The organism is Geomonas sp. Red32 (assembly GCF_023652955.1).
Lineage (GTDB): Bacteria > Desulfobacterota > Desulfuromonadia > Geobacterales > Geobacteraceae > Geomonas.
Map to the genome: position 1 here is coordinate 101,747 of NZ_JAKLOY010000012.1, position 14,485 is coordinate 116,231.

The window sequence follows — 14,485 nt, forward strand, 5'->3', positions numbered from 1 at the left end:
CGATAATGCTGTGAAATTGAAGGAGAACGGGCCCGGCCAGTCGGCCCGTATCTATATTGGAGGAAAATCTATGTCTCAAGAAACATTCCGTTCCGGGTTCGTCTCCATCGTGGGACGCCCGAACGTTGGCAAGTCCACCCTGCTGAACAGGATCCTCGGCGAGAAGATCGTTATCACCTCGGACAAACCCCAGACTACCAGAAACCGCATCCAGGGAATCCATAACGTTACCGGCGGTCAGATCGTCTTCATCGACACCCCCGGCATCCATCGCGCCAAGAGCCGCCTCAACAAGTTCATGGTGGAAGAGGCCCTCTCCGCCGTCGAAGGGGTGGACCTGATCCTCTTCCTGGTCGACGGCGGCGCCGATCCGGCCAAGGAAGCCGGCATGATCAAGGAGGTACTCTCCGGAGTCGCCGTCCCGGTCATCCTGGTACTGAACAAGATCGACCTGATCCCCAAGGGGGACCTCCTGGAAAGGATGCTCTGCTACGGCGAGTGCTTCCCGTTCAAGGAGATCATCCCCATTTCCGCCATGAGCGGCGACGGCGTCGATCAGCTCGTGCAGCTCGTCCATGGCCTCCTTCCGGAAGGCCCCTGCTACTTCCCCGAAGACATCCTGACCGACGTCCCGGAGCGCTTCGTGGTGGCCGAAATCATCCGCGAGAAGATCTTCCGCCTCACCCACGACGAGGTCCCCTATTCGGTGGCGGTCGTGGTGGACAGCTTCAAGGAGCGGGAAAACGGGACGGTAGCCATCTCGGCGACCATCAACGTCGAACGCGATTCCCAGAAGGGGATCGTCATCGGGAGGCGCGGTGACATGCTGAAGCGGATCGGGACCCAGGCCCGCCAGGAGATCGAGCAGCTTCTCGACACCAAGGTCTTCCTGGAGCTCTTCGTCCGGGTGAGCCCGGAGTGGAGCGACAATACCAGGATGCTCAAGGAGTTCGGCTACCAGTAGCCCCGTAGGGTGGGGCTGTCAGCCCCGCCGCATTGGCCCCTTCTCGTTAAACCTCACGTTGGGCGGCTCGCTCCGGCTGCCTGGAAAACGTTTCATTAAAGATGTGACACCGTTCTTAAATATTCAATAAGTCATATGTCAAACGGCGTAGGTGCTTGATTTGCTGTTTAATTTTTTTAAATTAGCATTATATAGTTGGCCTCGGCCTATTAATTTACTTTTTTTTGACTTTGCGTTTACTGGATAGTAGAGTTGCACGATTTTTCGCTCGACCACACACGGATATTGGAGGAGAAAACGGAATGGCAATAAGAAAGTATGCCGGCTACGCTTGGAACTTGATCAGTCTCGCCGGTATGGTCCTTGCGGTGACTGCCGCCGGTCTCGACATCGGCTTCCTCGCGTACGAGGGTATCACCGGTATCGAAAAGCCTTACCTCGGCCTGATGACCTACTTCCTGTTCCCCGGGATGCTCATCGCCGGTCTGGTGCTGGTTCCGCTCGGCGCCTTCCTGGTCAGGGAGAAGCGCCGCCGGTTCGACAAGGAAGGCCATACCATTCCTCCGTATCCGCGGGTCGACTTCAACGAGCCGCACAAGCGGCACGTATTCATCTTCTTCATCGTGGCCTCCATCGGCTTCGTGCTGATCGTTTCGGTCGCCTCCCTCAAAGGGTTCGAGTTCACCGAGTCGACCACCTTCTGCGGCGAACTCTGCCACCAGGTCATGGGTCCCGAGCACACCGCCTGGGCCAACTCCCCGCACGCCAAGGTCAAGTGCGTCGAGTGCCACGTCGGCCCCGGTGCCGCCTGGTACGTGAAGGCGAAGATCTCCGGCATGAGGCAGCTGTATGCGGTCCTCTTCCACACCTACCCGGCTACCATCGCCACCCCGATCGAGAACCTCCGCCCGGCCCGCGATACCTGCGAAGAGTGCCATTGGCCGGAGAAATTCTACTTCGGCCGCCAGAAGGTGTTCTATCACTTCGCACCCAACGAGCAGAACACCCCGCGTGAGGTTGACCTCCTGATCAACATCGGCGGCGACCCCAACACCCCGAATGCCAAGGGTATCCACTGGCACATCGGCACCGAGGTCAACTACATCGCCACCGACCGCAGGCGCCTGAACATCCCGTACATCTCCGTCAAGGAGAAGGACGGGAAGATCACCGAGTACTTCGACACCGAGAAGGCTCTCTCCAGGGCCGAGGTCGAGAAGGCCGAGAAACGCCAGATGGACTGCCTCGACTGCCACAACCGTCCGGCCCACATCTACCGCGCCCCGGGCGTCGAGATCGACGACAGCTTCGTCCACAAGCGGATCGACTCCTCGCTTCCGTACTTCAAGAAGGTCGCCGTCGAAGTGCTGACCAGGCCGTACAAGGACAAGGAGAGCGCCAAGGCGACCATCGCCAAGGAGATCCCGGCCTACTACAACCAGAACTACCCGGCTGTGGCCCAGGCCAAGGCAGCCCAGATCAAGCAGGCCGTGGAAGTGGTTACCGACATCTACGATCGTAACTTCTTCCCCAACATGCACATCAACTGGAACACCTACCCGAACTACATCGGTCACTTCTACACCCCGGGTTGCTTCCGCTGCCACGACGGCAAGCACAAGTCTGCCGACGGGCGCGTGATCTCCAAGGACTGCAACCTCTGCCACAAGGTGCTCGGCCAGAAGCAGGAGAACATCCCGGCCGGTACCCAGGTCAACTCCTTCGTCCACCCGGTCGACATCGGCGACGAGATCATGAAGACCAACTGCAGCGAGTGCCACTCCGCCGGCGGCCAGGACGTCCCGGGCGGCGAGCACCACGACAAGAAAGAGTAGGGTTTCACCCTGCGCATCACGCATCACTCGAAGCCCCCGGCCAAAAGCCGGGGGCTTTTTTTATCCCCGCCGCTCCCCCCCCTTCGAATTTCCCCTCGCCCGGCCTCCGGCCATCCTCTCCCCTGAAGGGCGAAGGATTATAGAAATACCAGGGGGGAGGGAGGTTTGAGGGGAATCGTGCGGCCCTCACCTAATGCCTTGATTTCCTTTACTCGTTGGTGTTATAAGGCTCTAAGCCTTTAGATCCGGAGTCCTACTATGCTCATGAAAGCTTCCGAGGTGGCCGCGCTGCTCAAAAAGGACGAGAGCGCCGTCGTCAAGTGGATCAAAAAGGAGAAACTGCCGGCGACCATGGTGCGGGGAACCTACCGCATCAACCGTGTCGATCTCCTCGAGTGGGCGACCGAGCACGGCGTGACCGTCCCCTCCGAGCTCTTCGCCGCCGCCGAAAACGACCTCAAGCTCCCGACCCTGGTGGAGGCCCTCGAGGCCGGCGGGGTGCACTGCGGAGTGGCCGGCGACGACAAGTACACCGTTCTCAAAAACGTGGTCTCGCTCCTGAAACTCCCCCCCCAGATGGACCCCGACTACCTGCTCCAGGTCCTGCTGGCGCGGGAAGCGATGGGGACCACCGCCGTCGGCGACGGCATCGCCATTCCGCATGCCCGCAACCCCATCCTCCTGCAAAACCGCCCCCAGCCGGCCATCACCCTCTGTTTCCTGGATCATCCCATCGATTTCGGCGCGCTCGACGGGCAGCCGGTACGGATCCTTTTCCTGCTGACCAGCCCGACCGTCAGGATCCACCTGCACCTCCTCTCCCGGCTGGCCTACGCGCTCCACGACCCGCAATTCCGGGGCACCCTCAACGCCTGCGATCCCCCGTCGATCCTGGAGGCCGCCCGGCGCTTCGAGAAGGGACTGAGGAGCTAGCCATGCAGCTATCCGGCGAGTCGACGATCACGTTACTGCTGTTCTCGCTCGCCGCCGCCTTGCAGGCGGTCTCCGGGGTACCGCTGCTCATCGACCGCGGCTCCCGGAGCGCCCAGCGGATCTCCACTGTCCTCCTGATGGCGGGGTCGCTGGCCGGAGCCGCCGCCGCTCTCCTGGTGCTCCTTTCTTCCGCCTCGTTCGAGGTCTCCCTCCCCTGGGGGCTCCCCTTCGGCACCGCCCGCGTCGCGGCCGATCCGCTGTCCGCGCTCTTCCTGCTCCCGGTGTTCCTGGTCACCGGCGCCAGCGCCCTCTACGGCATCGGCTACCGCCCGGTTTCGGAGCACCCGAGAAACGCGGGGCGGCTGGCCTTTTTCACCGGCACCCTTGCCGCCTCCCTCGCCACCCTGTTCCTGGTCAGAAACGGCGCGCTCTTCCTCGCTGCCTGGGAAGTGATGGCGCTCTCCGCCTACTTCGCCCTCGTTACCGACGACGAAAAGGAGGCGGTGCGCGACGCCGGGACCCTCTACCTCATCACCACCCACATCGGGACTCTCGCGCTCTTCGCCATGTTCTCGCTCTTCAACCGGGCCACCGGCGACTTCCTTTTCCCGGCCCCCGGGAGCCTCCCGGGGCATAGCCTGCTGGCCACCGCCATCTTCCTCACCGCCCTCCTCGGCTTTGGCCTCAAGGCCGGCGCCATGCCGCTCCACGTCTGGCTCCCCTCCGCCCACGCCAACGCCCCGAGCCACATCTCTGCCCTCCTCTCCGGCATCGTCCTGAAGACCGGGATCTACGGGCTCATCCGGACCTTCTCCTTCTTTGCCGATCCCCCGGCCTGGTGGGGGGTGACTATCCTGGTCCTCGGCGCGGTCTCGGGGGTGGTCGGGGTCGCCTTCGCCATCGGGCAGCACGACCTGAAAAGGCTTCTGGCCTACCACAGCATCGAGAACATCGGGATCATCCTGTTGGGGATCGGCGTGGCGCTTTTGGGGCAGAGCATGGGTGTCCCGGTCCTGGTCGTGCTCGGGCTGGGAGGAGCGCTCCTGCACGTGGTCAACCACGCCCTCTTCAAATCGCTGCTCTTTCTCTCCGCCGGTGCGGTGATCCACGCCACCGGCACCCGGGAGATCGACCTGATGGGAGGGGTGGCCCGCCGGCTCCCCAAGACCTCCCTCTACTTCCTGGTAGGGGCCGTCGCCATCTGCGGACTCCCGCCGCTCAACGGTTTCGTCAGCGAGCTTCTCGTCTACCTCGCCTCCTTCTCGGCCATACGGATCTCCGACGGGCTGGACGGGGTGCTCTCCGCGCTGGCCGCTCCCGCGCTGGCCCTGATCGGCGGGCTGGCCGTCGCCTGCTTCGTCAAGGTCTTCGGCGTCGTCTTCCTCGGGGCCCCTCGCTCCGCCCCCCACGCCGCCGGGCACGAGGCGCCTCCCTCGATGCTCTGGGCCATGGGGCTTCTGGCCGCATGCTGCGCCGCCATCGGTCTCTTTCCCTTCATCGCCATCCGCCCCCTGGACGGCGCCCTGACGAGCTACCTCGGGAATCAGCCCCCCCATCAGCCGCTGGGCGACCTGGTCCCCTTCGGATGGATCTCGGCGCTTGCCGTCGGGCTCCTGGCGGTCACCGTTCTCATCGCCCTTCTTTTCAGGATGCGGGGGGCTACGCTGCCGAGAGAGAGCGCGGTTACCTGGGGGTGCGGATACCTCGCCCCCACTTCCCGGATGCAGTACAGCTCCTCCTCCTTCGCCGCCATGCTGGTCCGCATGTTCCGGCTTCTGCTGCGTCCCGAGGAGCATCGCCGCGAGCCGGACGGACCGTTCCCCTCTGCCGGGCATTTCGAGAGCCACGTTCCGGAGACGGTGCTCGAGCAGGCCTATCTCCCGGGGCTCGAGTATCTCTACCGCAAGAGCTCCCCCATCCGCCATCTGCAGCACGGCAAGCTGAACCTCTACATCTTCTACACCTTCATCACCCTCGTCGTCCTGATGGCACTCACCACCAGGTAGCGCGGGCTTCAGCCATCCCCATGCTCACCCTGACCCTCCTTGCAGCGAGCGCACTTCAGCGATGGGCGAGCGCGCAAAAAAAACCCTTGAGGCGGAGAAGCGATCCCATCCTCAAGGGGTAGACGACCTCTCTCGCGCCGGGTCCGGCGGAGAGGGGTCAAATTCTGCCGGCGACGGTGCCGGTCACTCCTGCGGGGGCGGCGTCCCCTCCGGGAGCTCTCCCCCCTTCTTCCATTTCCCCAGCGCCAGCGACTCGATGGCCGCGGCCAGCCCGAAGGAGAAGACGCTCGCTACCAGCGGGACGCCGTGGGCGCCCAGGAGGTCATGCACGAAGACCTTGGCCCCGCCGATCAGCGTGACCAGGATGGCCACGTTTCTCCACTCCTTGTTGGACCTGAAATAGGCGAGCACCATGATCGCCGCCGCCGATCCGTTGATGGCCACCGAGGTCGCGCAACGCAGGGCGTTGGCGACGTCCCTGGCCGGCATGGAAAGGGACATCACCTGCCACATGGCGACCTTGACCATGAAAAAGCCGTTCAAAAGCGCCGCCAGCAGAAGCAGCACCGCGCTGCGGTCGAGCCGGTCGTAGCGCGAGAAGACCGACGGCGAGGGAGGCGGGTAGCGCCGGCACCACTGGTACTGGTAGAGGGTGATGAGGGTCAGCAGTCCCGCCGGGATGGTCGCCACCACGTCGGAGGCCGCCCGCGGGTTCATCAGCATCGCCATCGCCAGGGCCAGCGATGCGTAGATCTGCACCACGTACGAGGTCAGGCGGATGCCGCCGTTTTTCCACTCCCTGGAAAGAAAGCTCATGAAAACCGAGACCACCGCCAAGGCCGGGAGCGCGATGAGGAATTTCCCGAGCAGGGCGGGGAGGGCGGCCGCCGCCAGTGCCGCCCCGGCGAAGGCGAAGGAGTTGGTCCCGGGAGCCCCCTCGACCTTCCGTTCGGTCAGCCAGAAGGTGACCCACAGATGCCCGCCCGCGATCAGGAGGCCGATCGTTCCCAAGAGCATCAGGCTCCCCCCCGACGCCTTCACCACGTAGTAGGCGGCCAGAAATCCCCACACGACGTTGACGGTGGGAAGGGCGAAGTCGAAACGGGAGATCCGTTCCCCGCTCGATCTCAGGATCCCCGCCCAGGCGAGCGAAAGGAAGAGGAGGCAGAAGGCGGCCAGGGTGGGGAGGAACCAGGCGGGGGCGAGCTCCGGTGCCGGGGTCTCCTGCCCTCCGACGGCGATTCCCAGTCTCACCGCCCAAAGCTGCAGCATGGCGATGGTGACCGCCAGCACGATCCACCTAAGCCACGAGCAGCTCTTCAGCCTAGCGGCGAAGTAGCCGAGGATGTTGGCGGCGAAGAGGATCATGGCGAGGTACGGGAAGAAGGGGTGCGGATAATCGATGGCGGCCCCGGCCAGGCACATGCCGAGGGTTCCCACCGAGATGGGGAGAAAGGCCCGGTGGCGGTAGCTCACGAAGGTCATCCACCCCCCGGTGCAGATCAGGGTCAGGTAGGCGGGGATGAGCGGCAGCGATGCGAAGCGGGCATGGGTCTCCACCACGATGGTGCTCATGAGGGCGGCGCCGCAGCAGGCGAAGACCGGGGCGAGGGCGCTTTTTTTCTCGTACCCGTAGCCGCCCCAGATCATGAGGAACGCCGCGTAGGTCATCCCGATCCCCGATCCGAGCAGGGTGTTGATGAGGTTGTTGTCGGTGAGGGTCCGGAGGATGAGTGCCACGACCAGCAGGAAACAGAGGGTGGAGAGCCGCGTCAGGAGGTGGGTCCGCTCGGCCCAGTTGAGGATTTCCTCGGAGATCTCCTCCGGCTCCTCCAGGAGGATGTTCTTCGTTTGGGGCTCGGGGGGAGCTTCGGCCGCCGGGGGAGGTCCCGCTCCCGCCATCGACGACTCGAGCTGCGCGAGCCGTGCCTTCAGCGCCCTGAGCTCTTCGTTGACCTCGTTGACCTGGTTAACCTTGTTTGCATGACCACCGTGATCCGCTTCGCTGACCGCCATGACTACCTCCCGTCCCTTCGAGCCCCCTCGCTATGGAAGACCGTCACCAGGCGGGGGAGGCCCCCCGCCCGTGTTCGCTTTCCCGCCTATTTTTTTAAGGCCGGTCATCTTCCCGCGGCTCCCTCTCCTTCAAGACGGAACCCTTATCCTGTCCTTCTTATTGAAGGAGAGGGGAGGGCGGGGAGATTTCCGGGTCAGTGGGTCTCCTTGAAAACCGGCATAACCTTGTTGAGGACGTAGAAGATGCAGAACGGAATCACGGCGACCACCACCGCGCCGAAGAGCCCCTCCTTGGCCTCCTCGAAGGTGCCGGGCCAGATCGGGAGGCGGTAGTGCATGAAGCCGGAGAGCGAAGAGGAGAACGCCTGGCCGCCGATGACGACGTTCCACCGCATCATGAAGACGCCGAGGAGCACCAGCATGCTGCCGATGGCGGCGCGCCGGACGGTAAGGCCGGGGATCAGGAAGAGCACGAAGGGGAGGAGGTTCCCCAGCCCGTACTGGATCACGAAGATGTTGACGAAGTCCCGCTCGTAGATGACGCTCCGCAGGATGTCCCAGGATTTGACTGCGGTATAGCCGCGGAAGATCAGGTCGAGGAGCTCCAGGGTGATGGCCGCTACCATGAACATCAACAGGTACTTGGCGGTCATGGTAACGACGTGTGCCTCGGCGCTCTTCAATTCGTGGTGGGAAGGGAGCTCCGGATACTGCTGCGCCTTTCTCCTGGCGAGCACCTTCCTGATCTCCATGGTGAGGATGTAGGTGAGCATGCAGAGCGCCACCCCGGAGACCACCGCCGAGCAGATGAAGATGACCGGCATGAGCGGGGTCATCCAGAGGGCGTTGGCCTTGACCGAACCGAAGATGAAGCCCGCGTAGCCGTGCAGGAAGCAGGCGACCGGGATACCGGCGGCGGCGAGCTTTTTCACCGCGCGCTCGTCAGCCTCCAGCGCCTCGTGGCCGATGTCCTGGGCCCCCAGGGTGAGGGCGGAGAAGAAATAGTAGCGAAGCTGCGTAAGCGGCGAGCGGTCGCCGGCCGGCACCCGGCGGATCTCCTCCACGGTCTCCACGAAATGCTTGCGGTAGACGAACCAGAGCTCGGAGGCGACGATCATGCCGTAGGTGGAAAAGACGATGCCGAAGGCGGCGATGGCCGAGGTGAAGTGCGGCGTCATCATGACCTCGATGCCGCGCTGCGGCTGCTGCAGGTGGAGCATCAAGGGGAGCATGGCCACCGGCAACAGCGCGAACGAGAAGACCAGCGAGAAACGGGCGATCCCCTTCAGGGCCTTCACGCCGAAGACGTGGTAGAGCGAAGAGAGGACGAAGGCACCGGCCACCAGACCGGTCATGAACGGGTACATCACGATCTGGATGGTCCAGTAGATGTACTCGTTGGGATAGACGAAAAACTCCTTGAGGGTCCAGGCTTCTCCATGCACCATGGCTATCTCACCTCCTTGGTGAGCCCGAGGTAAAAGACCTGGGGCTTGGTCCCATACTCTTCCTTCAGCACGTTGACCCGTTCGGTCATGATGATCTTGGTCACCGGGTCGTCGGGATCCTTGATGTTGCCGATCCGGCGGGCTCCGAAGGCGCAGGCGTCCACGCAGGCGGTCTTCATCCCCTTGCTGATCCGGTGGTAGCAGAAGTTGCACTTCTCCGCCACGTGGTAGACCGGGTGGAAGAAGCGGACGCCGTAGGGGCATCCCATCACGCAGTAGCCGCAGCCGATGCACCACTTCCTGTCCACCAGCACCACCCCGTCCTCGGTCTGGTAGGTGGCCCCCACCGGGCAGACCTGGACGCAGGGCGGGTTGTCACACTGGTTGCAGAGTTTCGGCACGAAGAAGGCCTTGTCGATATCCTCGTTCCTGATCTCCTCGAACTTACCCTCCCCGATGTCGATGGCGGTGGTCTCGAAGCCGTCCCGCGCCCCCTTGGGGGAGTCGATGTGGGTCTTGCCGTCTTTGGTCACCACGTAGCGCTCGACCCAGGTCCGGGTCACGTTGGCGTCGTAGGGGACCTCGTTCTCGGTCTTGCACGCCTTCACGCAGAAGCCGCAGCCGACGCACTTGTTGGTATCCACCAGGAAGACCCAGCGCACCTTCTTGCCGTCGTTCTTCTCGGCCTCCAGGCGCCTGGGATCGAAGAGCTCGAGGGAGGAGAAGGGGATGGCCAGGCCGCCGGCGATCAACAGGGATTTTTTGCAAAAGGATCGACGGGAAATCATATCTTATGCCCCTCCTTTCTCGGGTCGTGCGGCCAGTGGCAGGTTACGCATTCCAGCTCGGGGTGGTGGGTCTTCGGGTTGATCCCGCGGATCTTTCCCCGTCCGCTGGTGGGATACTCCAGCCGGAAGTGGCAGCGGGCGCAGAGCTCGCGCCGGCGGTCGACGGTCAAAACTTTCGGGTCGTCGGGATGGTTGAGGGCAGGGCCGTGGCAGTTCTCGCAGTTGATGTTGGCATGGGGGGATTGCTTGATCTCGTTGTACTTCTCGGGATGGCACTGTTTGCAGTACTCGGCGGTGCGGTACTTGACGCTTACCTCCTTCCATTCCTGTTCATTGCTGGGACGGTGCCAGCCGTACATGTAGCCGCGGCTCCCGATGCCGAAGTCGGCCGGCACCAGGATTTTTCTCGTCACCAACACCGCGGCGATGACCAAGAGCACTACGTACAGGGGTCGCCAAACATGGTTCTTCACAGCTCTCTCCTCCTTTGCTCCGCAGCATGCGGTAGGCGCTGCTTACCCAAAACGGCCGGACGGATTTCTGCTCTTGGTGCAAAAATATAACGCTGTTAAGATTTTTAACACACCAGGTTGCGCCTGACAATACCAAAGTAAGATAAAACACTGTGTTTATCGCCTGTACCGGCGTTTTACTGCCCTGTGAAATGCTTAGAAAAAGTTATTTTGACAACGGCGTGCAAGGCGAATATTGTGCAGAAGTTTGTTTACCCGCACGTAAACCGTCTCCCCCCTTGTTAAACGGGGCATAAGGTCCCCCCGTTTAACAAGGGGGGAGACCTGGGAAGTCACCCTTTGTTAAAGGGGGACTTAGGGGGATTTCAGCCGTAGAAAGGCCGCCGGTCCCTGCTGCCGTCAGCGATTACGCGGCCAATTTTTACCGGTGGAAAACGATGGCGAGCAACATCAGGGGGATGGAAACGAGGAAGGAGACTATGAAGGCGACACACCCCAGTGAAAGGAAAGGATCACTCAGGGGGACGAACTGTCTCTTGAGAATGAATTCCATGAGTCTGGCCAGGGTGTCGACGAATCCGTAGACGCTGCGCCCGAATCTGAGCCGGGTCAGCAGCTCCCTGTGCTTGATGCTGAGCCGTAACAGGGTGAAAACCAGAGACATATTCGCAATAATGACCACGATCAGGATTGCGTCTTCCAGCATTTCACACCTCGTTGTGCAAGGCCCTCCCAACTCTATCGCATTTCATCACTTCTTTTTCCTCCTTACTGCCATGCCGCATCGCCCCAGAGCCATAGGGAAAAAACTCTTGTTCCCTCTGGCGGCCACTCAATTGTACCATGCGTTATCCCGGTGGCACGTCTTCGGCCGGCATTCGCCGCCGGATATAAAACGCAATTTTTTTGTTCTTTGTTTTTGACAAATCATGTCCCGGGGAGTAATTTACGGTGATTCGGCGGCCGTATGCCGTTTGATATCAGCCAATTACGGTATGTTGGCGGCAAACTTGCTCAAGACAGCGGAAGGGTACCCCAAACAGGCCTACGGGGGCGCCGGCCGCTGCTTCGATAACGGATAAAGGTGGATATGCCTGGAGTAGCTCGACTTTTCGAAAACAACCGGGCCTGGACCGAGCTGATACATGCCGAGGACCCGGAGTTCTTCCTCAAACTTTCCGAGCAGCAGGCCCCCGAGTACCTCTGGATCGGCTGCTCCGACAGCCGTGTTCCTGCCAACGAAATTGTCGGCCTGTTGCCGGGCGAGCTCTTCGTCCACCGCAACGTCGCCAACCTGGTGGTACACACCGACCTCAACTGTCTGGCCGTCATGCAGTACGCGGTGGACATCCTCAAGGTCAAGCACCTCATCGTTTGCGGACACTACGGCTGCGGCGGCGTCTACGCGGCGCTCAAAAGCATGCGGTTAGGCCTGATCGACAACTGGATCCGCCACCTGCAGGACGTGCGGGTGAAGCACGAGGGGTACCTCGCCTCCCTCCCGGACGACAACATCCGGTGCGACCGCCTCTGCGAGCTGAACGTGGTGGAGCAGGTCGTCAACGTCTGCCAGACCACGGTGGTCCAGGACGCCTGGGCGCGTGGCCAGGAGGTGGCGGTTCACAGCTGGATCTACGGCCTGGCCGACGGCCACCTGAGCAACCTCGGGATGTGCGTGACCGCCATCGACCAGCTGCCGGACGCCTACGCCAAGGCGATCGACGAGACCACGCGGCGCCAGAGCCCGGAGCGTCACACCCACTCGCACCTCCAGCAGGCGACCGACCCGACGCTGAAGAAGAAGTAAAAGGTCCCCCCTCCCCTTGAGGGAGGGGGTTAGGGGGTGGGGGAAGCTGCCAACGGAGTACCTCAATGGCACCTTCCCCCCTACCCCGCCCCTCCCCCTCAAGGGGGGAGGGGGGACTTCTGTTGTGCATTATCCTCCGGTGACCGCGCAAGCGGCGGCGAGGGGTGATCTTTATACTACTGGAGTGGCCGGTTCTCCCGGCCACGGTCGAAAGGCTGATTGCAATGTTTCATGACATGATGCGAGAGCCTGCCCTATGGGTATTGGGCGCGATTGCGGTGGCAGCTCTCTCCGGAGTCCCGGGTCTATTGTTAAGGCAGGGTAGCCTGGGGCAACGGGTGGCCACCGCCGGCGCGCTGCTCGCCTCGCTTATGGCGCTTCCTGCCATATCGTACATGCTGACCGCGGGGCTGCGGGCCCGCTACCTCATCGAGTGGAATCTCCCTTTTGGCTCCTGCGAGCTCGCCCTCGATCCCCTCACACTGATCTTCCTGATTCCGATCTTCCTGGTCTTCGCCGCCGGCTCCCTCTACGCCTGCGGTTACTGGCCCGCCTCCTCGAAACCGGCCAGCGAACCTCCCCTTACCTTTTTCTACGGGCTTTTAGCCGCCGCCATGGCGATGGTGGTGGTCTCCCGCAACGGCGCGCTTCTCGTGATGTCGTGGGAGGTGATGGCGCTTTCCGGCTACTTCCTCATGAGCGCCGAGCACACCGATCCCGAGGTCGGGAAGGCGGGGCTCGTCTACCTGGTGGCGAGCCACCTGGGCGCCGCCTCGCTGCTGGTCCTCTTCTCGCTGCTGGCCGGAGCCACCGGAAGCTTCCTCTTCCCGGCCGCGGGCTCCCTTCACGTGAGCTCCTCGCTCGCCGCCATCCTCTTCTTCGCCGCCCTGCTTGGCTTCGGCTCCAAGGCCGGCATCATGCCGCTCCACATCTGGCTCCCCTCCGCTCACGCCAATGCCCCAAGCCACGTCTCGGCCATCCTCTCCGGCGTCATGCTCAAGATGGGGATCTACGGCATCCTCCGGGTGATCACCTTCTTCCCGGAGCGCCCGCTCTGGTGGGGCGAGCTCCTGGTGGTGGCGGGCCTCGTCTCGGCGCTGATGGGGATCTGCATCGCCTCGGCCCAGAAGGACATCAAGCGCCTTTTGGCCTACAGCTCCATCGAAAACCTGGGGCTCATCACCGCCGGGATCGGTGCCGCCCTCTACGGGGAGGCCACCGGCAGCTCCCGGCTCGCCTACCTCGGCATGGCGGGCGCCCTCTTTCACATCCTCAACCACGGCATGTTCAAGCCGCTCCTCTTCTTCGGCGCGGGTAGCGTCATGCACGCCACCGGCACCCGGGAGATGGACCGCATGGGGGGACTCTCCTCCCGCATGCCCTGGAGTACCCTTCTTTCCCTGGCCGGTGCGGTCGCCATCTGCGGGCTTCCCCCCTTCAACGGCTTTGCCAGCGAATTCCTTCTCTACCTCGGCTTCTTCGGGGAGGCACGCTCGAGCCAGCCGCTCCTGGCCCTGGGAGCCCCGGTGCTCGCGCTGGTCGGCGGGGTCGCCGTCATCTCATTGGTGAAGCTCTTCGGGATCACCTTCCTGGGTGCCCCCAGAAGCGAGGGTGCCGCGCATTCCCACGAGTCTCCCGCCTCCATGCTCGTTCCCATGGGAGTGCTGGCGGGGTTGAGCCTCGTGGGCGGGATCTTCCCCCAGCTCTTTCTTTCGCTGGTAAATCCGGTGGTCGGCGCCCTGGCCTTGGGTGCCCCCGCGGGCTATGCCGCCCCCGTGCGCCCCATCGCCCTCACCGCCGCCGGTGCGGCGCTGCCGCTTTTGGCGGGAGCGATCTTTCTCGTCCTGAAGCGGAGGGAATTGGCCTCCCCGCGGGCTACCGGCCCCACCTGGGGATGCGGCTATCTCGCTCCCGCTCCCCGGATCCAGTACACCGCGAGCTCCTTCGGTCAGCTGATGGGGTCGCTGTCCACCCCGCTCATCCGGAGCCGGACCAGCCGCGGCACCGTGGCCGGGGTAGCCCCGGTCGAGGCCAGCTTCCGCTACCAGCCGGAGGAGACCCTCCTCGGCAAGGTGGCCATGCCCGCCTTGCGGGGGGCGGCGACCGTTTCCGCCTTCATCAGGAGGCTCCAGCACGGAGAGGTGCAGATCTACATGCTGTACATCTTCGCGACCCTGTTCGTGCTTTTGCTGTCGGTCAGGTAGCTGGTCCTTAA

The 14,485-nt window shown here is 63.0% G+C and carries 11 protein-coding genes; 6 read left to right on the forward strand and 5 right to left on the reverse strand.

Annotated features, from left to right (window positions below; translation table 11 throughout):
* Positions 1 to 70: 70 nt before the first annotated feature.
* From era to L4X63_RS22460, 4 genes are all read left to right on the forward strand, one after another.
* Positions 71 to 964, forward strand: a complete 894-nt coding sequence (gene era, locus L4X63_RS22445; RefSeq protein ID WP_250680906.1) for a GTPase Era — start codon at positions 71 to 73, stop codon at positions 962 to 964.
* 302 nt (positions 965 to 1,266) lie between these two features.
* Complete coding sequence (locus L4X63_RS22450; RefSeq protein WP_250680907.1) at positions 1,267 to 2,799, forward strand: NapC/NirT family cytochrome c; 1,533 nt, start codon at positions 1,267 to 1,269, stop codon at positions 2,797 to 2,799.
* Between the two features lie 258 nt (positions 2,800 to 3,057).
* On the forward strand, positions 3,058 to 3,732 hold the full coding sequence (locus L4X63_RS22455; RefSeq protein ID WP_250680908.1) for a PTS sugar transporter subunit IIA: 675 nt from the start codon (positions 3,058 to 3,060) through the stop codon (positions 3,730 to 3,732).
* 2 nt (positions 3,733 to 3,734) lie between these two features.
* Complete coding sequence (locus tag L4X63_RS22460) at positions 3,735 to 5,738, forward strand: proton-conducting transporter transmembrane domain-containing protein (RefSeq protein WP_250680909.1); 2,004 nt, start codon at positions 3,735 to 3,737, stop codon at positions 5,736 to 5,738.
* Between the two features lie 183 nt (positions 5,739 to 5,921).
* Here the strand turns inward: L4X63_RS22460 and L4X63_RS22465 are convergent, their stop codons facing one another.
* The 5 genes from L4X63_RS22465 to L4X63_RS22485 all read right to left on the reverse strand — a co-directional run bounded on the left by L4X63_RS22465 (position 5,922) and on the right by L4X63_RS22485 (position 11,169).
* Positions 5,922 to 7,754 (reverse strand): hypothetical protein, encoded by a 1,833-nt coding sequence (locus L4X63_RS22465; RefSeq protein WP_250680910.1) that lies wholly within the window; start codon positions 7,752 to 7,754, stop codon positions 5,922 to 5,924.
* 194 nt (positions 7,755 to 7,948) lie between these two features.
* A complete protein-coding gene (gene nrfD / locus L4X63_RS22470; RefSeq protein WP_250680911.1) occupies positions 7,949 to 9,202 on the reverse strand; it encodes an NrfD/PsrC family molybdoenzyme membrane anchor subunit in 1,254 nt (417 codons plus the stop codon).
* A gap of 2 nt (positions 9,203 to 9,204) precedes the next feature.
* Complete coding sequence (locus L4X63_RS22475; RefSeq protein ID WP_250680912.1) at positions 9,205 to 9,990, reverse strand: 4Fe-4S dicluster domain-containing protein; 786 nt, start codon at positions 9,988 to 9,990, stop codon at positions 9,205 to 9,207.
* Entirely contained in the window at positions 9,987 to 10,463 is a 477-nt protein-coding gene (locus tag L4X63_RS22480; RefSeq protein WP_250680913.1) for a cytochrome c3 family protein, read from the reverse strand. Before L4X63_RS22480 ends, L4X63_RS22475 begins: the two co-directional genes overlap by 4 nt.
* A gap of 421 nt (positions 10,464 to 10,884) precedes the next feature.
* The gene (locus tag L4X63_RS22485) at positions 10,885 to 11,169 is read right to left on the reverse strand and encodes a hypothetical protein (protein WP_250680914.1); all 285 of its coding nucleotides are present in this window, start codon (positions 11,167 to 11,169) and stop codon (positions 10,885 to 10,887) included.
* A gap of 384 nt (positions 11,170 to 11,553) precedes the next feature.
* Here L4X63_RS22485 and can point away from each other — a divergent pair, with 384 nt between their 5' ends.
* Together can and L4X63_RS22495 are read left to right on the forward strand one after the other, a co-directional pair.
* A complete protein-coding gene (gene can, locus L4X63_RS22490) occupies positions 11,554 to 12,270 on the forward strand; it encodes a carbonate dehydratase (protein ID WP_250680915.1) in 717 nt (238 codons plus the stop codon).
* Between the two features lie 308 nt (positions 12,271 to 12,578).
* Positions 12,579 to 14,474, forward strand: coding sequence for a proton-conducting transporter transmembrane domain-containing protein (locus L4X63_RS22495; protein ID WP_250680916.1), 1,896 nt, complete (start codon positions 12,579 to 12,581; stop codon positions 14,472 to 14,474).
* The last annotated feature ends 11 nt before the right edge of the window (positions 14,475 to 14,485 follow it).